We start from the raw sequence: 18,527 nt of genomic DNA, 5'->3' as shown, positions 1-18,527 counted from the left end.
CGGTGTTCCCCTAGGACGAGGCGAAAAAGCGGATCTGAACCCGCTGTTGCCCCCTCGGCGCGGCGGATACGACCGCCGAACCTTACCCGTCATACTGTCAGTTGCACAAGTTACCTTGGACCCTTGCCGGGACCGACGCAGCCGCTGTCACGGCGGGGCGCCTGGCACCCGCTTTCATTGCCATGACCCAGCTTCCCGCGTTGACGGCCCAGTTGGCCGCCTACCGACGTCAGCGGCCCACCGAGGCCGATGTCTGCGATCACTTCGAGGCCTTGCTGACGCACACCGACGCGTTCATGCGCGGGCGCCTGAGCGGGCACTTCACCGCCTCGGCCTGGCTGGTCAGTGCCGATGGCACACGGACCCTGCTGATGCATCACGCCAAGCTGCTGCGCTGGCTGCAGCCCGGCGGGCACGCCGACGGCGACATCGACCTGGCGCGGGTGGCGCTGCGGGAAGCCGAGGAGGAAACCGGGCTGACCGGGCTGGTGGTGGAGGACGCGGCGATCTTCGACCTCGACCGGCACTGGATCCCCGAGCGTGGCGAGGTGCCTGGGCACTGGCATCACGACGTGCGCTACGTGGTCCGGGCGCTGGGAGGCGAGGACTTCGTCGGCAACCACGAGTCGCTGGGCCTGGCCTGGCGGCCGGTGAGCGAGGTGGCGGAGGATCCGGATGTCTCGCTCAGCCGGATGGCGGGCAAGTGGCTGGCGATGACCGCAGATCCGGCGGCCAGATGAGCCGTGTGGGAGCCGCTATAGCGGCGATGGGCTTTCCTGGTGAAGCCCGATCGCCGCTGTAGCGGCTCCTACAAGCACCTACCGCTGGAGCGGAGTTGGTACAGGACGGGCGCCGGTGGCCTTCCTGGTCAAGCCCTTCGCCGCCATGGCGGCTCCCACGGATCAGTAGAGGACGCGCACCCGCAGGGTGCCCTCGATCGCGGCCATGGCGTCCTTGAGTTCGCCGGCCTGTTCCTCGCTGGCGGTCACGTCGATCACCACGTAACCGACCTGCGGATCGGTGCGCAGGAACTGGCCGTCGATGTTTACGCCCTGCTGGCGGAAGACTTCGTTGATCTGCGACAACACGCCCGGCACGTTGCGATGGATGTGCAGGATGCGGCGGCTGCCTTCGTGGCCGGGCAGGGTGACCTCGGGGAAGTTCACCGCCGACAGGGTGCTGCCGTTGTCGCTGTAGCGCACCAGCTTGGCCGCGACCTCCACGCCGATGTTGTCCTGCGCCTCCAACGTACTGCCGCCGACATGCGGAGTCAGGATGACCTGGTCCAGGCCGGCCAGCGGGGACACGAACGCATCGCCGTTGCCCTTGGGCTCGACCGGGAACACGTCCACCGCCGCGCCACCGACGTGGCCGGACTTCAGGGCCTCGGCCAGGGCGTCGATGTCCACCACCGTGCCGCGCGAGGCGTTGATCAGGTGCGCACCAGGCTTCATGCCGGCGATCTGCGCCGGGCCGAACATGTCCTTGGTCGACGGGGTCTCCGGGACGTGCAGGGTGACCACGTCCGACTGCGCCAGCAGCTCTTCCAGGCTCGCCGCCGGCACGGCGTTGCCGAGCGAGAGCTTGGTTTCGATGTCGTGGAAGACGACCTTCATGCCCATCGCCTCGGCCAGCACGCCGACCTGGGTGCCGATGTGGCCGTAGCCAATGATGCCCAGGGTCTTGCCGCGCACCTCGTGGCTGCCGGTGGCCGACTTGGACCAGCCGCCGCGATGGCACTGGGCGCTCTTCTGCGGGATGCCGCGCATCAGCATGATCGACTGTGCGATCACCAGTTCGGCCACGCTGCGGGTGTTGGAATAGGGCGCGTTGAAGACCGGGATGCCGGCCAGTTCCGCCGCCTCGGTATCGACCTGGTTGGTGCCGATGCAGAAGCAGCCCACCGCGATCAGCCGGCGCGCGTGCGAGAGCACGTCCTGCGTCAGCTGGGTGCGAGAGCGGATGCCGATGATGTGAGCCTCGGCGATGGCGGCCTTCAGGTCGTCTTCGGGCAGGGACTTGGTGTGGTAGTCGATCTGCGTGTAGCCGGCCGCGCGGAAGGTCTCCACGGCGGTCTGGCTGACGCCCTCGAGGAGCAGGACGCGGATGTCTTCCTTCGGAAACGAGGTCTTCTTCGACATTGGGGGACGGCATGGGTCGGGCGAAGCGGGGCGCCACTATGCCACGCACCTGCCCAGGCTGCGTGATGCGCCCGAACGACGTGGTGTTGCGCGATTGGCACACCGAAAGCCCTGTTTTCATGCGGTTTCAGACGCAACCGTCGGAACGCCGGTGCACAGGTCCTGCGGCGGAGGATGGCGCGCTGGCGGTGGCCTGCAGTAGCCTGCGCAGCTTGGGCAGCCGGCCGCTGCCCTCAATGACAGTGGAGTGATTGGACATGCGTAGATTCCTCGCCACGGCGATGCTGCTGGCCTGCAGCGCCCCGGTCTGGGCCTCCTCGGCCGGTGGCACCTCGGCCGGCGCCTCCTCGGCGGGCTCGGCTGGCTCATCGGCCTCCTCGGACAGCTCGTCGGACGACGACAAGCTGGTCCTGGATGCACGCGGCGACGCGGCCAGCTTCGTGGCCAGTGACGGCGCCATCCGCGGTGCACGTCTGGAGGCGGCGTTGCGCAACCTGCGCGCGCGCAACGTGGCCGCGCGCGAGGCCTCGGACCTGCAGCTGGCCCAGGCGATCCTGGCGCTGTGAACCGGACGCGCCGGCCGCCGCGCTGGCGGTGGCTGGTGTTGTGCTGGCTGGCCTGCGGCCTGCCTGCCCGCGCGGAGCTCTACTGGGAGCTGGACGCGCAGGGTCTGACCGGGCCTGAACAGCAGGTGGCGCAGGCCGCGCTCGATGATGCCGCCGAACGCCTCCCGCCGGCCTGGCGCCAGGCGCTGGGGGCCGTGCCGGTGCAATGGCGAGACGATCTGCCGGCCCGGGTTCACGGGCGCACCACCGGGGCGGGACGCTTGCTGTTGCCGCGCTCCCTGCTCGATGGCGAACCTCGCGCGGCCCTTGGACCTGATGCCCCGCTGCGTGCCGCACTGATTCATGAATTGGCGCATCTGCTGGATCGCAGTGCGGTCGGGGGGCTGTCGCGTGATCCGCGCCTGCTGGACCTGGCCGGTTGGCAGGTGGGCACCTGGCCGCGTCTGTGGCTGCGTCAGCGGCACAACGCCTTCACCGACCGCTCGCCCGATCCCTACGAGCTGGCATCGCCGCGCGAATACGTCGCGGTGAACCTGGAGCATTTTCTGCTCGACCCGGACTACGCCTGCCGTCGCCCCGCGCTGGCGGCGTATTTCGCTGACCGCCTGTCGATGCCGGTGCCAGGCCGCACGTCCTGCGCGCCCGGTCTGCCGTTCTTCGAGGAGGCGGCCAGGCAGCCGTCGCAGACGCTGGATCCGGCGCGTGTCTATGCCGTCGACTACCTGCTGGCCGAAGGCAACGACCAGCCGATGAGTCGCTGGGGCCACAGCATGCTGCGGCTGGTGATCTGCGCACCGGGGCGGCCACTTGGTCCCGATTGCCGGCTGGACCTGCAGTTCCATCGGGTGCTGTCGTTCCGTGCGTTCGTCAACGACGTGCAGCTTTCCAGCTGGGGCGGACTGACCGGACGCTATCCCGCGCGCCTGTATCTGTTGCCCCTCTCCCAGGTCATCGACGAGTACACGCAGGTGCAGCTGCGCGGCCTGCGCTCGGTGCCGCTTGCGCTATCGCGCGCGGAGATCGCCACGCTGCTGCAGCGTGCCGCGCAAGTGCATTGGAGTTACGACGGGGGCTACCGCTTCATCTCCAACAACTGCGCTGTGGAGACTTTCAAGCTGCTCCACGACGGTGTGCCGCGGTTGGCGGAGGCGGACCTGTCGGGCATCACGCCCAAAGGCCTGCTGCGCCGCCTGGAACGTGCCGGTGTGGCCGATGTCTCGGTGCTGAAAGATGCCCGCCAGGCCGAGCGCGAAGGCTATTTCTTCCCCGCAGCCAGCACGCGCTATCAGGCGATGTTCGAGGTGGTGCGCCGCGCGTTGCCAGTGCGCCAGCGGAAGGTGGAGGCCTGGTTGTCCGCGCCGCCGGACCAGCGCGCCGGTTGGATCGACCGGGGCGACCTGCGCACCACCGCGGCCCTGCTGGTGCTGGAGCAGGCCGCGCGCCGGCAGCAGGAACAGACCGCGCGTGATGCCCTCAAGCATCGCTTCGCGGGGATGCGGCAGGATGCGGCCATGCGCGAAGGCGGCCAGCGCCTGCAGGCCTTGCTGGACGAAGAAGGCCTGTTCGCACAGCCGTCGCGGTTGCTGGCGGTGCAAGCCGGCTATGGACTCCCGCAGCAGGCCGAGCGCGAGGCGCTGATCGCCGACGCGGGACCGCGTGCGCAGCGGCAGCGGCAGGCGCGCGATCGCCTGCAGGCCGATGCGCTGCAGTGGCTGCCGGCGTCACTTCGGGCGCAGATCGAGGGGACCGAAGCCAACCTCACCGCGCTTGGGTCACGCCTGCGGATACTGAATCGAAAAGCGGGCGGGCTGGAACTCGACGGCGGCACCGATTCGTTCAACGGCGGCGCGAATCCGACCCTGCGTCCGTAGTGCTCCGCCGGATGGCGCCTGCTTGCGACGCGCAAATCGACCGAGGGTGTCGGCGCGGTCCGGGCACTGCGCTTGCATCGCCGTGCCGGCTTCGGTCTTGTACCCGACTTCATAAAGCCGCGTGCTGGAGGGATGCACGCGGGCTGGACGCGGTGCGGCCAGCGTGCGGATTCCCATCGGCGTACGAACTCGTTGTCCAGTGTGGTCGGGCCCGGTGCAGGGCGGCGTAGCCGCCGCTGCACCCCCGCTCAGGCCCGGGACGGGCCTGGACAACGATCAGTCGGCGCGGCCGCCGAATTCGCCGGTGGTGGTGTTGACCAGGATGCGTTCGCCGGTGCCGATGTACTCGGGCACCATGATCTCGATGCCGGTGCTCAGCGTGGCCGGCTTGGGACGCTTGGTCGCGGTGCCCCCCTTGAGCTCGGGCGGGGTCTCGATGACTTCCAGGGTCACGTGTTGCGGCAGCTGCAGGGCCACCGGCTGCTCGTCGATGACCTGCACGTAGCAGCCGCTCAGGCCCTCGGTGATGTAGCCGGCATCGTCGCCCAGGACGTCGGGGTCCAGCGTGTACGGGGTGTAGTCCTCATCGTCGAGGAACACGAACGCCTCGCCATCCTTGTAGGAGAAGGTGGCCTGGCGACGCAGCAGTTCGACCTCGGTGAGGTTGTCGTCGGCATCGAAGCTGGCATCGAGCTTGTTGCCGCCCGGCACGCTGTACATGATGAAACGGAAGCGAACGTTGCCGCCGCGGCCCTGGGGCGAGGAGCGTTCGATGTCGCGGATCTGGTAGACGCCGTTGTTGTATTCGACGACGTTGCCCTTCTTGATGTCACCAGCTTTCATGGATTTGACTGTGTTGGGTTGGTGGGTGGTAGGGAGGTGCGCCGGCGCCTACTTGGGCGCCAGGCGGGTGGCGCCGTCCAGGCGGATGGTCTCGCCATTGAGATAGGGCGAGGCCAGGATGAAGGCCACCGTGTCGGCGTATTCGCCCGGCTGGCCCAGCCGCGAGGGGAACGGGATCGAGGCCGACAGCGACTGCTGCACGGCCTCGGGCATGCCGTCGACCATCGGGGTCCAGAAGATGCCCGGCGCGACGGTCATCACCCGGATGCCGAAGCGCGCCAGCTCGCGGGCCATGGGCAGGGTCATGGCGACCACGCCGCCCTTGGACGCGGCGTACGCGGCCTGGCCGATCTGGCCCTCATAGGCGGCGATGGAGGCGGTGTTGACGATGACGCCGCGCTCGCCGTCGGTGCCGGCCGGGTTGTGCTGCATGATCGCCGCGGCGGCCTTGGCCACGTTGAAGCTGCCGACCAGGTTGACCATCACCGTGGTGCTGAAGGTCGCCAGTGGCATCGGGCCTTCCTTGCCCAGCACGCGCCCGGCGCCAAGGATGCCCGCGCAGTTGATCGCCGCGTTGAGCCCGCCCATGAACTGGTTGGCGGCGGCGATCGCCGCGGCGGTGACACGCTCATCGGTGACATCGGTGTTGATGAAGCGCGCGCGGCCCGCGCCCAGCGCCTCGACCGCGGCTTGGCCCTTGTCGTCGTTGACGTCCAGCAGGGTGACCTTGCCGCCGGCGGCGACGATGCGTTGCGCGGTCGCCAGGCCCAGGCCGGAGACGCCGCCGGTGATCACGGCACGGGTGTCGGATAGCTGCATCGCGGGCCTCGTGGGGATCGTGGAAAGGCCGCCCAGTTTACGGGATGGCCGGCCGAGGCCTTGCGCGCTGCACCAGCGCCCGCCCGAACGGTCAGAGCGCCAGTGCGTACCAGCGATCGCAGCCGCCGTGCCCGGTGGCGCCCAGCGGCGCATCAAGCCGGGTGAAACCAGTCCTCTCGTACAGGCGCATCGCGCTCTCCATGCCGTCCAGGGTCTCGATGTAGCAGCGGCGAAAGCCGAAACCCCGGGCGGTCTCCAGGCAACGCGCCATCATCGCCCTCCCGGCACCCAGGCCACGCGCCTGCGACAGGAAGTACATCTTGCGCAGTTCGCAGGTGTCCGCGTCGCCGCCTTCCAGCGGGGCCACGCCGGCACCGCCCAGCACCTGTCCATCGACTTCGACCACGAAGTAGGCGCTGCGCGGCGCGGCATAGGCGCGGCTGAGCCAGTCCACCTCCGGGTCGTTGATGGCAAAGCCCGCGCCGCCGGCCCCGAACTCGGGCATCACTCGGCGGATGATGGCGGCCATGGCCGCGTCGTCGTCGGAGGTGATCGGGCGCAGGGTGAAGGCGGTGGACATGGTGGCGCGGGTCGAGGCGGGCGCGCATCGTACGCCAGCGGCGGTCCGCAGCGTCCTGTCCCATGACTTGCCCGACATACGATGCCAGCGAGGGGAGTGATACTATTGAGAACTGTTTTCATTTGAGCCCGCTCGCGTGATGCTGTCCGAACTGCCAAGACGCACCCAGGCCATCGTCGAATCGGTCGAGGACCGGGGTCCCAACGATGGGATCGCCAGGCGCCTGCGGGAGCTGGGCTTCGTGGCCGGCGAGCAGGTCGAGGTGGTCGCCCAGGGTCCGATGGGTGGCGAGCCGATCCTGGTCCAGGTGGGCTTTACTCGTTTCGCGTTGCGCCGGTCCGAGGCCGCCCGCGTGCGTCTGAGCGGGGAGCGTCCCGCGTGAACGCTGTCGTCAAACCCGCCCGCCTGGCGCTGGTGGGCAACCCCAACTGTGGCAAGACCGCGCTGTTCAACCTGCTGACCGGCAGCCGCCAGAAGGTGGCCAACTACGCCGGGGTGACGGTCGAACGCAAGGAGGGCCGGTTCACCGGTGCCGATGGCCGCGGCTACGTGCTGTTGGATCTGCCCGGGGCCTACAGCCTCAACGCGGCCAGCCTGGACGAGGCGATCACCCGCGACCTGTGCCGGGGCTTCCTGCCCGGCGAACCGGCGCCCGATGCGCTGGTGTGCGTGGTCGATGCCACCAACCTGCGCCTGCATCTGCGCTTCGTGCTGGAGGTGCTGGGCCTGGGACGGCCGGTGGTCGTGGCGGTCAACATGGCCGATGCCGCGCGGCACCGCGGGATCGCCATCGACCTGGAGGTCCTGCAACGCGAACTCGGCGTGCCGGTGGTGGAGACCGTGGCGGTGCGCTCCAACGGCGCGCGCAGCCTGCTCGATCAGATCGACCGGATGGTCGACAACCCACAGCCGCCCCGCCATGTGCCGCCCGAAGACGCGGACCTGCATGCCGAGGTCCGTCGATTGCTGGCGCTGGCGGTGACCATGCCTACCCGCACCGCGCGGGTGGACGACGTGCTGGACCGTTGGCTGCTGCACCCGGTCTTCGGCCTGGTGGCGCTGGCCGTGGTGATGTTCCTGATCTTCCAGGCGGTCTATGCCTGGGCCACGCCGGTCATGGATGCCATCGATGCCGGGACCGCCTGGCTGGGTGCCTCGGTCGGGGATGCCCTCCCTGCCGGGCCGCTCAACAGCCTGCTCACCGACGGCATCATCGCCGGCCTGGGCGGGGTGATCGTGTTCCTGCCGCAGATCCTGATCCTGTTCTTCTTCATCCTGGCGCTGGAGGAATCGGGCTACCTGCCGCGCGCGGCCTTCCTGCTGGACCGGCTGATGTCACGGGCCGGGCTGTCCGGGCGCTCGTTCATCCCGCTGCTGTCCTCCTTCGCCTGTGCGATCCCGGGGATCATGGCTACCCGATCCATCCAGGACCCGCGCGATCGCCTGGCGACCATCCTGGTGGCACCGTTGATGACCTGTTCGGCGCGTCTGCCGGTCTACGCACTGCTGATCGGGGCCTTCATCCCGGCGCGGCCGGTGTGGGGCATCTTCAACCTTCAGGGGCTGGTGCTGTTCGGCCTGTATTTCGCGGCGATCGTCAGTGCACTGGTGGTCTCGTGGGTGATGAAGCGCTGGCGTCGCGACAAGAGCGAGCATGCGTTGCTGCTGGAGCTGCCGTCCTACCGCATTCCGCAGCTGCGCGACCTGGCCATCGGCCTGTACGAGCGCGCGATGATCTTCCTCAAGCGCGTCGGCGGCATCATCCTGGCGTTGACCGTGCTGCTGTGGTTCCTGCTGTCCTTCCCGGGCGCGCCGGCCGACGCGACGCTGCCAGCCATCGATTACAGCCTGGCCGGGCGCATCGGCCATGCCATGACCGCGATCTTCGCGCCGCTGGGCTTCAACTGGCAGATCTGCATCGCGCTGATCCCCGGCATGGCCGCGCGCGAGGTGGCCGTGTCCTCGCTGGCCACGGTGTACGCGCTGTCCGGCGATGACGCGGTGACCTCCGAGGCGCTCAAGCCGCTGATCCATGGCGGCTGGTCGCTGGCCACCGCGCTGTCGCTGCTGGTCTGGTACATCTACGCGCCCATGTGCCTGTCCACCCTGGCCACGATCAAGCGCGAGACCAACTCCTGGAAGCGCATGGCAGTGTCGGCGGGCTATCTGTTCGGCCTGGCCTACCTGGCCTCGCTGGTGACTTACCAGGTGGCCGTGATGCTGGGGGGCGGCTGATGGAGGCCGGCCTGCTCCTTCAATATCTGGTGATTGCGCTGGCCGTGCTGGTCAGCGCCTGGGTCGTTGCGAAAAAACAGTTCCCCAACGCCACGCGCCGCGCGCGCACCGCACTGGCCTTGCCGATGCTGCGCGAGGGTCGGCCGGCGTGGCTGCGCCGCCTGGGGCGCTCGCTTGCGCCGCCGGCAAGATCCACCGCATCGGCCTGTGGCGGCTGTAGCAGCTGCGGGCCGGACGCGCGGAAGTAAGCGCGCCAGGCGCGTTCAACAGCCCGCGGCTGGCGCGGTTTTTTGGCACCTGCAAGCCTCGACTTGCGGGCAATGAGAGAGAAGCGCGCACACAGCGAGTCGCCGCGCGTGTGGACGACGCCCTGTGGCCTCAGGACAGCCTGCGCTTGCCGCGGGGGATGACGCCGCCGTTGTGCGGGAACATCTCCACCGCGAGCGAGAAGGTGCGCGCATCGCCTGGCAGCAGGGCGCCAACGCCGACCACGTGTCGTTCGACCTCGCGTCCGCGCTCGTCGCGGATCACCACCACAGCGGTGTACTCGTAGGCGGGCGCGTCCTGCGGGTGATGCACCGTGCCCTCGACCTTCAACGGCACCTGTCGGCTGGCTTCGCGCTGGCTGACCGTTGCCGAGTCATCGAAGCGTAGGTGGTGCCGACAGGACGGGCAGACCGCCGCCGTCTCCAGGATCATGGCCTTGCAGTGCGGGCAGGCGCGGGTGGCGCCTGCCGTGCCGGGACGGGCCGTGCTCACGCCGCGTCGGGATCCCGATCCTTCTTCTTCGGCTCGCTGCCATCCCAGCCGAAGTCGGCCTGACCGCGCATGCGCGCGCCGGTGGCCACGGTCATGCTGCCGCACTTCACGTCACCGGTCAGCGTGCCCGAAGCCAGCAACTCGACCTGTTTGGCCGCCTCGATGTTGCCCTCGAGTTCACCAGCAATGACGACCTTGTTCGCCTTGACCCCGCCCGAGAGTCTGGCGCCCTGTTCGATGGTGAGGTCGCCCTGCACGTTGACGTCGCCCTTGAATGTGCCGGCGATGCGGACATGTCCGGTGCCTTCGATCTTGCCCTCGATGGTCAGGTCCGAGGCGATCAGCGATTCCTTGACCTCGCGCGCGGCAGGGCGGGGAGTCGGGGTTGGCGTGCTGGCGACCGGCTCGGGCGTGAAGGGCGCCGGGGTGGGCGTCGTTGGCGGCGCGGCTTCGGGGAGCGGGCCGGGGTCATCCTTCTTGCCGGACAGTTGATCTTTCCACATGGACATGTCGCACGATCTCCAGGTCGGGGGAATCAAGAGACTATCGCGGCAAAGCCCGCAGGCGCGTTGTGACTGGGCTCACCGATTGGCCGGTCTTTCCGCGGTACCGGCGTGCTCCGATCCTAGCGCCGGACGTGCCGGCCTGCATGTCGGCGCGCAACATCGGCACCAGTCGCGGTGTGTCGCACTGGCCCGATGTCCACGGACGCGCAAAAAGAAAGGGCCCGCACAAGGCGGGCCCCAAGGCTGCGCGACGCATCGGCCGCATCAGCGTGATCGGCTTACTTCTTCGAAGCGTCCTCGGCTTCCTTGGACACCTCGGCCGCCTTGTCGGCAGTGGCATCGGCACCTTCGGACACGGCCGCAGCGGCGTCGGCGGTGGCCGACTGCGCAGCGTTCTCGGTGGTCTCGGCGGCCTGGCTGGCGGCATCGGCCGCGTTGTCGGCAGCCGCAGCAGCCTTGTCAGCGGCGTTATCCGCAGCCGCGGCGGCGTGGTCGGCGGCGTGGGCAGCGTCCGAAGCGGCGCTGTCAGCGGTGGCCGCGGCGTTGTCCTGCGTCTTCTGCGAGCACGCGCCCAGAGCCAGGACAGCGGCGATCAGCGCGATATTGAGCTTGTTGTTCATAGCGTTCCCCTTCAACGGAATGGATGGATGGGTCGTACTTGCAACGTAACCGACCCAAACAGTGGGAGACCGGAGCCGCTGCAGCGGGCGGATTCTACCGGCGTGGATGTCAATTGAAAGTCGCGTCGGACTTGCGCGGCATCGACTCTCATAAAAAAGGCCGCCGGGTTTCCACGGCGGCCTTTCGCGTTGCGACCGGAGAAATGCTCCGGTCGCTTGGCGGATTACTTCTTGTCAGCGTCCGAGGCAGCCTGATCAGCCGTGTCAGCGGCGTCCTGGGCGGTGTCCTTGGCGTTTTCAGCGGTGTCGGCGGCAGCGTCGGCAGCCTTGTCCGTGGTCGCGGCGCTGGCGTCGGCAGCAGCGTCGGCAGCGGTGTCAGCGGCGGTCGCGGCGGTATCGGCAGCGGCCTGGGCCGAGTCGGCGGTCGCGGTGGAAGCGGCGGTGTCGGCGGAAGCCTGGGCTTCGGTCGCAGCCTGCTTGGCGTCGGTGGCGTCGTCAGCAGCCTGTTCCGGCTTCGAGCAGGCAGCCAGGGCCAGGCCCATTGCCAGCGCGATCAGCGTCTTGTTGATGCTCATTCGGTAAATCCTCGTCGATTAGTTTGGCAACGCGCTGTTGCGCGCCGGGCGACATCATGACAAGCCGGTTTCCACTGTCAAGCATTCGCTCGCGTACGGCTTAGATTCGTCAACTTTGCGTTAATAGCATGCGACGGCTGCGCGAACGCGTCAGGGCACCTCGATCGCAATGGCGGTCGCCTCGCCGCCGCCGATGCACAGCGTGGCGACGCCGCGGCGCTTGCCGGTGGTGCGCAGCGCGTGGATCAGGGTCACCACCAGGCGCGCGCCAGAGGCCCCGATGGGATGCCCCAGCGCACAGGCACCGCCGTGGATGTTGACCTTGTCACGGGGGATGCCCAGCTCCTTGATCGGGACCATCGCCACCACGGCGAAGGCCTCGTTGATTTCGAATAGATCCACGTCCTCGACGGCCCAACCTGCTTTGTCCAGGACGCGGCGAATGGCACCCACGGGAGCGGTGGTGAACCACTCCGGCGCCTGCGAGTAGGTGGCATGGGCCACGATCTTCGCCAGCGGGGTCAGGCCGCGACGTGCGGCGTCCTCGGCGGTCAGCAGGATGGTGGCGGCCGCGCCGTCGGAGATGCTCGAAGAACTCGCGGCGGTCACCGTGCCATCCTTCTTGAAAGCCGGCTTGAGCGAAGGGATCTTGCCGACATCCGAGCGGCCGGGTTGCTCATCGCTCTCCACCACCACCTCGCCCTTGCGCGTGGTGAGCGTCACCGGCGCGATCTCATCGGCAAAGGCATTGCTGGCCTGCGCGGCTTTCGCGCGAGTGACCGACTCGATGGCGTAGGTGTCCTGATCCTGGCGGCTGAAGCCATACTTCTCTGCGGTCGCCTCGCCAAACACGCCCATGGCCTGCCCATCATAGGGATTGACCAGGCCGTCCCAGGCCATGTGGTCGACCGCCTTGAAATCGCCGAAGCGGTTGCCGGTGCGCGAGTTGGGAATCATGTGCGGCGCGTTGGTCATCGACTCCATGCCACCGGCCACGATGACCTCGGCCGAGCCGGCCTTGATCAGGTCGTGTCCCAGCATGATCGCCTTCATCCCCGAGCCGCAGACCTTGTTGATCGTGGTGCAGCCGGTCGAGGTGGGAATGCCAGCGGCCAGGGAGGCCTGCCGTGCGGGAGCCTGGCCCAGGTTGGCCGGTAGCACACAGCCCATGATGACTTCGCTGACCTCTTCGGCAGGAATGCCGGACTGCGCCAGCGCAGCCTGGATGGCCGTGGCACCGAGCTGGGGGGTGGGCACGCCGGTGAACTGGCCGAGGAACGAGCCGATGGCCGTGCGCTTGGCGGCGGCGATGACGATATCGCGCATGAAGAAGGGTCCGTGAATGCGAATGTGGCGGCATTATCCGGGGCGCTCGCAAAGCGGAGCAACACGACCATCGGAGGCGCCTTGCGCCTTGCGCTGACGGGAGCGATTCGTGCGAGTCCCGCCCGGCATCAACCTGAGAGGAACCGTGATTGGCGTGCAAGCCGAGCGTGAGGCATGACGTCTCGCACGGAACGCGGGCGGCGGCGACTGGCTTCTGATTGCGATAGATTGCACCCGGGTGGGCGCAATGCGTTGCGCCGGGCAATCAAGCGGAGGGGGAAATGGACGCCAGGGAGTGGGAGCGGGTCCGCGCAGGTGGCCGCCTGGCCCTGGGAACGCTGGCATGCGCAGTGATGGCGGCATGCGGCGGGGGTGGGGGCGGCGACAATGTGCGCCAGGCGCCGCCACCGGTCACTACGCCGCCTAATCCGGCCACTCCGCCAGTGGTGACCACGCCGGATCCGGCATACAGCAAACACCTGACCTTGACCCACGCCGATGTCGCCCGCGCCGCTGGCTTCACCGGTGCCGGGACCGTTATCGGCATCGTCGACACTGGTGTGAACAGCAAGCACCCGGCCCTCTCGCCGCGGGTCACGGCCAACCTGACCTACGTCAACAGCACCGACAACGACCTGACCAAGCAGGACGTGGTCGGACACGCCACGGCCGTGGCGCAAGTGGCCGCCGGGACCGCGTTTGGTGCCTGGCCAGGTGGCGTGGCGCCGGGCGCGACGATCGTGTCGGCGCGCATCATCTCCGACAAGGAGCCAAGCGACGACGGCTCCGGGCAAGGCAACGAGACCTCCGGCGCACTCGGTCTGGCCAGCGTGCACCAGGCCCTGATCGCACGCGGGGTCAAGGTCATGAACAACTCCTGGGGTGGGGTTTATTGGACCGATCCGGCCGCCACCGCGCCGATCGCGCAGGAGTACCGTCCTTTCGTGATCGGCAACGATGGGATCGTGGTCTTTGCCACGGGCAACGAAGGCAACGCCGAGCCCACCGATACCGCCGCGCTGCCTAGCAAGCAAGGTCCCAATGGAAGCCTGCCTGCGGCGGACCTGGAGCGGGGTTGGCTGGCGGTGGCGGCGCTGGACACCGACAACCCCACGCAGCTGGCTTCCTATTCCAATGCCTGTGGCGTGGCGATGCACTATTGCCTGGTCGCGCCTGGGACGGTCGTGGTCACCGGGACCGACGATGCGCCGACCGCGCCGTCCTACTGGCAGTGGACCGGCACCTCGCTGGCAACGCCGCAGGTGTCCGGCGCCGCGGCCGTGGTCTGGCAAGCCTTCCCGTATTTCAGCAATGATCTGGTGCGTCAGACCTTGCTGGGGACCGCCACTGACCTGGGCATGCCCGGGGTCGACGCCGTCTTCGGCTATGGCCTGCTGGATGTCGGCAAGGCCATCGGCGGTCCGGCCAAGCTCGACTGGGGGACGGTGGCGGTGAGCTTCACTGGGGCATCGACCTGGTCCAACGACATCAGCGGTGCCGGTGGCATCCGCAAGTCCGGCGACGGGACGTTGACCCTGTCCGGGCAGAACAGCTACCTCGGGACGACCGAGGTGCAGGGCGGCAGTCTGGTATCCAGCCACGGCGTCCCTGGAGCGGCCACGATCGCGGCCGGCGCGCGCATGACAAGCTCGGGCGGCATCGGCGGAAACCTCAGCAACGCGGGCAATGTCCGGTTTGATGGCGCGGCGGGGACCCGGATCATCGACGGCAACTTCGTCCAGGCCGGCAGCGGCACGCTGGAGTACCAGGTTGGCACGCCGCTGAAGGCGACGGGGACCGCATCGCTGGATGGGACGCTGCAGGTCTTCGGGATCGCCAGCGGCTACGTGCGCAGCAGCCGGGAGTCGGTGCTGTCGGCCGATGGCGTCCTGAGCGGCACCTTCGCCAGCCTGACCGCCGGCTCCGGGGTGTTCCTGGAGGCCTCGCTGGACTACACCAGCACCCAGGCCTGGCTGGACATCACCCGGCTGGACATCACCGCGACCGCTGCCTCGCTGGGCATGAGCCCGGCTGCGGTCGGCAGTGCCCAGCGCGTGGACCAGGCGCTGGACCAGATCGATGGTGGGGCGGCAGTGTCCGGGGATTTCGTCGGCCTGGCCGGGGACTTCCTGCACTCAGCCAGCACGGCGGCGGCCCAGCGCTCGTTGGAGAGCCTGTCAGGCCAGGCCCATGCCGCGGCCGACATGTTGACCCTGGACGTCCTGGACATGCGTCGGCGCGCACTCTCGGTCCGCGAAGCGGCGCGTACGGGCGGCGCCAGGAGCTGGTTTGCGTCCCTGGACGATCGCCAGGCCCGTGGCCTGGGGGTCAGCGCCTTCGATGTCGGCGGCTGGATGCTGGGCAACGAAGTCGCGTTGGCGCCGGGGCTGGTGTCGGGCGTTTCATTCGGTCAGGTCGATGCCGGTGGGCAGTTCGCCCTGGCCGGCGACAACAGCCGTGACCGGCAGACCCATGTCGCCTTCTACGCGGCCCAGCACTGGTCCCACGGCTACGCGCTGGCCCAGGTCGGCACCGGGTTCTATACGCGCCAGCTGCAGCGCCACCTGTTCCTCGGGGACGCCACCTATAGGGTCGGTAGCCGCGAGCGCGGGGCCATGCACTTTGCCAGTATCGAGGCCGGACTCCCGGTTTCGTGGGCGGATGCGACGCTCACGCCATACGTCGGCGCTGACCAGGTGTCGCTGTCGCGCGACGGTTTTTCCGAGACGGGTGCGCAGGGGTTCGGGCTCACCGCCGATGCCAGCGATGCGCGCCGCAGTCAGCTCATCGCGGGCCTGCGCGTGGAGCAGCCATTGGCGTGGCGAGGCGCGGCCCTCTCCTTGCGTGGTCATGCCGAGTGGCAGCGGGTGGTGTCGGCGGACGGCTTTGTCCGGCAGGCGCGTTTCACCGGCATCGATGCCTGGGGCGCACTGTGGAACGGGGACGCCCAGGCTTCCGGTGGCCAGTTCGGGGTCTCCCTCGACGCGGATCTGGGCCTGGGCCAAGTGATGTCCTTCGGCATGGACCGCCGCTTCGGGCCGCGTGGCACGCTGGGTGTGGTCTCGGCGCAGTATCGGGTCGGCTTCTGAGGTGTCGCTGATCCGTGGGCTATACGCAACGATGCCGGCGCAAGGCCGGCATCGGTCACACTCGGGTTGGGCGGCTGGCCCGTGGTTCAGTGATCGCCGCGCAGGTGGCTCATGTAGCGCGGCGCCGTCCGGCCCAGCGGCAGCTTGAGTTTGCCGATTGAGCCAATGCGCGCCTCGGCGATGCGGTCGGCGGCGTACTGCGGCGCAATCTTTTCCTTTTCCGCCAGATCGAAGATGCGCCCGATGTTGTGGTAGATGTTGCGCATCAGGCGCATGGCGCGCTCGCGGTTGTAGCCGTCGATCTCGAGGGAGACGTTCATCACGCCGCCGGCGTTGACCGCATAGTCCGGCGCATAAAGGATGCCGCGGCGCATGGCGTCCTCGCCAACCACATGCGACATCTGGTTGTTGGCCGTGCCGCAGATGACCTTGGCGCGCAGCCGCGGCAGCGTCTCCTGGTTGATCGAGCCCTCCAGCGCGCACGGCGAAAATACATCTGCCTGCACGTCGTAGATCTCATCCGGCTTGACCGCCTCGGCGCCGTACTCTTCCACCGCGCGCTCGACCAGTGCGGGGTTGAGATCGGTCACGAAGAGCTTGGCTCCGCGCTCCTTGAGCAGCTTCACGAACTCCATGCCGATATGGCCCAGGCCCTGCACGGCATAGCTGTACTTGCCGATTTCTTCGTTGCCGAACCGGCGGTTGAGCGTGGCCATCAACCCCTGTAGCGCGCCGTAGGCGGTGAACGGCGCCGGATCGCCCGAACCCCGGTGCACCTGATGGACGCCGACCACGTACTCGGTCTCGCGGTAGACGTGCTCCATGTCGTTCACGTCGGTGCCCACATCCTCCGCGGTGATGTAGCGGCCGCCCAGCGAGTCGACATAGCGGCCGAACATGCGGAACAGCGCCTCGGTCTTTTCCTGCGACGGCTCGCCGATGATCACCGCCTTGCCGCCGCCGACGTTGAGCCCGGCCAGGGCGTTCTTGTAGGTCATTGTTCGGCTCAGGCGCAGCGCGTCGGTAAGTGCCGCTGCGCTTTCGGTGTAGGGACGCATGCGCACGCCCCCCAGGGCTGGACCGAGCACCGTGCTGTGGATGGCGATGATCGCCTTCAACCCGGCATCGGGGTTGTGGCAGAACACAACCTGCTCATGGCCGGAGGTGTCGAGGGTCTCGAAAATCATGGTGGGCTCCAATCCGCGCAAATCCTCAGTTGCGGAGGCTTGCGTGGAACGTTTCCTAAGTGGCTGATGCAAAAAACAAAAGACGACGCCGCCCAGGTTTGGGCGGCGGCGTCGCGCGGGCACAGTCTAACGATACGGGCGTCCAGTGGCGGCGGATGCACGCAATGCAGAAGGTTTGACCCCTGGTGGCCCGGAAGGGGGTCGTCCGGCATTCGGCCGGGCTGAACTGGGCTCAGCGCTGTTGTTTGCCCGCCTCGTGTGCGGACACCTGGGCTTCATCAGGCTGGCTGGTCTGGAGATCGGCGGTCTTTGCGGCCTCCTCGGCCGGTGAGACGGCGTCAACGGTGCGGACGATGGAGTGTTCCTCGCCCTCACTGATGGCGCGGGACAGGGGAATGCTGGCGGCGAGCAGGATCACGGCGGCGAGCAGGGCAATCACGACTTTCATGCGGCGTCTCCAGGGCCCGGCATCCGGCGGGCAACGCGCACCACGGCGTGGCAACACCGCGGACTATCGCGGCGGCGCGGGGCGAGGTCACGACGCGTCGCACCATCGGGACCGAACTTCCGCACCAAGGCTTTCCAGACGCGCTTGCGTGATACCCGAGAAGGCGTGTTCTGCCCAGTGTGATGAAAGCCGGCGCCCCCTTTTCAATCTGCCGAACGCATGTTCGAAGCTCCGACATCCAGTACCGCCTTGTATGCGAGGTCTCTACGCACCGGGTCTACTCTCGTGCACTGGCGCCCGAAGCTGATAGACCGTCACCCTGCGAGCCCGCCTCGAGGAGGCGGGGCTTCTGCAGAGATCGACGCCTTAGCGAAGCTGGACTTCGGCGACCTTGTCCTTGTAGTCCTGCTTGGGATCACGGCCAAGCAACAGCTTGATTCCGGCCAGCAAGCTCGAGCCGTTTTCCCAGATCTCGGCGTGTTCGGCGTCCAGGCGCAGCAAGGCCAATTTCGGATCATCCTTGCCGCCCTCATACCAGGCGGCGATGAAGGGATTCCAGAGACGATCGATGACGGCGCGATCCTTGTCGGCGACTAGGGTGCCGCGGATGCTGGCAAAAACCTCGTGGTTCTTTGAGGCAAACGCCGCCACGGCCCGATGACCTGCGTCGAGCTTGCGCACCATTTGGTTGTCGGTGGAGGTGAAGAACCAGACTGGCCCGCCTTGGTCACCTTCGATCAGGGCGGTCATGGGTCGCGTGTGGCCATCCTCGGCGCCTTCCAGGCCCAGCATGACGGTGCGATCGGACTTCAGGGCTTTCCAGAACTTCTGTTCCAGTGCTTCTTCCTTCGACATGCGGGACTCCCGTGTGTTTGAGTCCCTGAAGTCTGGAGCACCGAGCGCTTGCCCGATGTCAGCGCAGCGGCACCATGGTGTTGACGCGCGGGCAACACCTGTCGAAA

General features: G+C 68.0%; 19 protein-coding genes. 7 read left to right on the top strand and 12 right to left on the bottom strand.

The features are described from left to right. The first annotated feature begins 182 nt into the window (after positions 1–182). Positions 183–740 (top strand): NUDIX hydrolase, encoded by a 558-nt coding sequence (locus tag ACORQU_RS19235; RefSeq protein ID WP_491642615.1) that lies wholly within the window; start codon positions 183–185, stop codon positions 738–740. Between the two features lie 162 nt (positions 741–902). Here ACORQU_RS19235 and serA read toward each other — a convergent pair whose 3' ends face one another. Beyond that, positions 903–2,141, bottom strand: coding sequence for a phosphoglycerate dehydrogenase (gene serA / locus ACORQU_RS19230; protein WP_491642614.1), 1,239 nt, complete (start codon positions 2,139–2,141; stop codon positions 903–905). 257 nt (positions 2,142–2,398) lie between these two features. On the opposite strand from serA, the gene ACORQU_RS19225 reads away from it, so the two are divergent. Then, positions 2,399–2,707, top strand: a complete 309-nt coding sequence (locus tag ACORQU_RS19225; RefSeq protein ID WP_271645465.1) for a DUF2388 domain-containing protein — start codon at positions 2,399–2,401, stop codon at positions 2,705–2,707. Next, positions 2,704–4,578 carry a DUF7844 domain-containing protein gene (locus ACORQU_RS19220; protein WP_491642612.1) on the top strand — a complete coding sequence of 625 codons (1,875 nt, stop codon included), beginning with the start codon at positions 2,704–2,706 and terminating at the stop codon, positions 4,576–4,578. Before ACORQU_RS19225 ends, ACORQU_RS19220 begins: the two co-directional genes overlap by 4 nt. A gap of 276 nt (positions 4,579–4,854) precedes the next feature. On the opposite strand, the gene yeiP is transcribed toward ACORQU_RS19220, so the two are convergent. From yeiP to ACORQU_RS19205, 3 genes are all read right to left on the bottom strand, one after another. Further along, positions 4,855–5,421 (bottom strand): elongation factor P-like protein YeiP, encoded by a 567-nt coding sequence (yeiP, locus tag ACORQU_RS19215; RefSeq protein WP_271645467.1) that lies wholly within the window; start codon positions 5,419–5,421, stop codon positions 4,855–4,857. Positions 5,422–5,469: 48 nt separating this feature from the next. Next, positions 5,470–6,240, bottom strand: a complete 771-nt coding sequence (locus tag ACORQU_RS19210; protein WP_491642610.1) for an SDR family NAD(P)-dependent oxidoreductase — start codon at positions 6,238–6,240, stop codon at positions 5,470–5,472. Between the two features lie 91 nt (positions 6,241–6,331). Further along, a complete protein-coding gene (locus tag ACORQU_RS19205; RefSeq protein ID WP_271645470.1) occupies positions 6,332–6,820 on the bottom strand; it encodes a GNAT family N-acetyltransferase in 489 nt (162 codons plus the stop codon). A 139-nt stretch (positions 6,821–6,959) separates the two neighbouring features. Here ACORQU_RS19205 and ACORQU_RS19200 point away from each other — a divergent pair, with 139 nt between their 5' ends. Genes ACORQU_RS19200 through ACORQU_RS19190 form a run of 3 tightly spaced genes read left to right on the top strand, consistent with a single transcriptional unit; the run spans position 6,960 to position 9,303 of the window. Beyond that, positions 6,960–7,202: a FeoA family protein gene (locus tag ACORQU_RS19200; RefSeq protein WP_491645183.1), complete on the top strand. Its 243-nt coding sequence runs from the start codon at positions 6,960–6,962 to the stop codon at positions 7,200–7,202. Beyond that, positions 7,199–9,055, top strand: coding sequence for a ferrous iron transporter B (gene feoB, locus ACORQU_RS19195; RefSeq protein ID WP_491642608.1), 1,857 nt, complete (start codon positions 7,199–7,201; stop codon positions 9,053–9,055). The genes ACORQU_RS19200 and feoB overlap by 4 nt, the downstream gene beginning before the upstream one ends. Beyond that, on the top strand, positions 9,055–9,303 hold the full coding sequence (locus ACORQU_RS19190) for a DUF6587 family protein (RefSeq protein WP_491642606.1): 249 nt from the start codon (positions 9,055–9,057) through the stop codon (positions 9,301–9,303). Before feoB ends, ACORQU_RS19190 begins: the two co-directional genes overlap by 1 nt. 130 nt (positions 9,304–9,433) lie before the next feature. Here the strand turns inward: ACORQU_RS19190 and ACORQU_RS19185 are convergent, their stop codons facing one another. The 5 genes from ACORQU_RS19185 to ACORQU_RS19165 all read right to left on the bottom strand — a co-directional run bounded on the left by ACORQU_RS19185 (position 9,434) and on the right by ACORQU_RS19165 (position 12,841). Then, positions 9,434–9,814, bottom strand: a complete 381-nt coding sequence (locus ACORQU_RS19185; RefSeq protein ID WP_491642605.1) for a hypothetical protein — start codon at positions 9,812–9,814, stop codon at positions 9,434–9,436. Beyond that, positions 9,811–10,323 carry a bactofilin family protein gene (locus ACORQU_RS19180; RefSeq protein WP_491642604.1) on the bottom strand — a complete coding sequence of 171 codons (513 nt, stop codon included), beginning with the start codon at positions 10,321–10,323 and terminating at the stop codon, positions 9,811–9,813. Before ACORQU_RS19180 ends, ACORQU_RS19185 begins: the two co-directional genes overlap by 4 nt. 275 nt (positions 10,324–10,598) lie before the next feature. After that, on the bottom strand, positions 10,599–10,940 hold the full coding sequence (locus ACORQU_RS19175; protein WP_271645479.1) for a hypothetical protein: 342 nt from the start codon (positions 10,938–10,940) through the stop codon (positions 10,599–10,601). A 224-nt stretch (positions 10,941–11,164) separates the two neighbouring features. Beyond that, a complete protein-coding gene (locus ACORQU_RS19170) occupies positions 11,165–11,515 on the bottom strand; it encodes a hypothetical protein (protein WP_491642602.1) in 351 nt (116 codons plus the stop codon). A gap of 150 nt (positions 11,516–11,665) precedes the next feature. Further along, positions 11,666–12,841 (bottom strand): thiolase family protein, encoded by a 1,176-nt coding sequence (locus ACORQU_RS19165; protein WP_271645481.1) that lies wholly within the window; start codon positions 12,839–12,841, stop codon positions 11,666–11,668. Positions 12,842–13,122: 281 nt separating this feature from the next. Between ACORQU_RS19165 and ACORQU_RS19160 the strand changes: the two genes are divergently transcribed. Then, entirely contained in the window at positions 13,123–15,930 is a 2,808-nt protein-coding gene (locus ACORQU_RS19160) for a S8 family serine peptidase (protein ID WP_491642600.1), read from the top strand. An 86-nt stretch (positions 15,931–16,016) separates the two neighbouring features. Here the strand turns inward: ACORQU_RS19160 and ACORQU_RS19155 are convergent, their stop codons facing one another. The 3 genes from ACORQU_RS19155 to ACORQU_RS19145 all read right to left on the bottom strand — a co-directional run bounded on the left by ACORQU_RS19155 (position 16,017) and on the right by ACORQU_RS19145 (position 18,420). Then, on the bottom strand, positions 16,017–17,117 hold the full coding sequence (locus ACORQU_RS19155) for a Glu/Leu/Phe/Val dehydrogenase dimerization domain-containing protein (protein WP_271645482.1): 1,101 nt from the start codon (positions 17,115–17,117) through the stop codon (positions 16,017–16,019). 232 nt (positions 17,118–17,349) lie between these two features. Beyond that, a complete protein-coding gene (locus ACORQU_RS19150) occupies positions 17,350–17,565 on the bottom strand; it encodes a hypothetical protein (RefSeq protein WP_491642599.1) in 216 nt (71 codons plus the stop codon). 366 nt (positions 17,566–17,931) lie between these two features. Beyond that, entirely contained in the window at positions 17,932–18,420 is a 489-nt protein-coding gene (locus ACORQU_RS19145) for a pyridoxamine 5'-phosphate oxidase family protein (protein ID WP_491642597.1), read from the bottom strand. Positions 18,421–18,527 lie beyond the last annotated feature (107 nt).

Source organism: Pseudoxanthomonas sp. JC1303, assembly GCF_058448525.1.
Note: the sequence above shows the minus strand (reverse complement) of the source record. Positions and strands in the feature narration are given on the sequence as shown.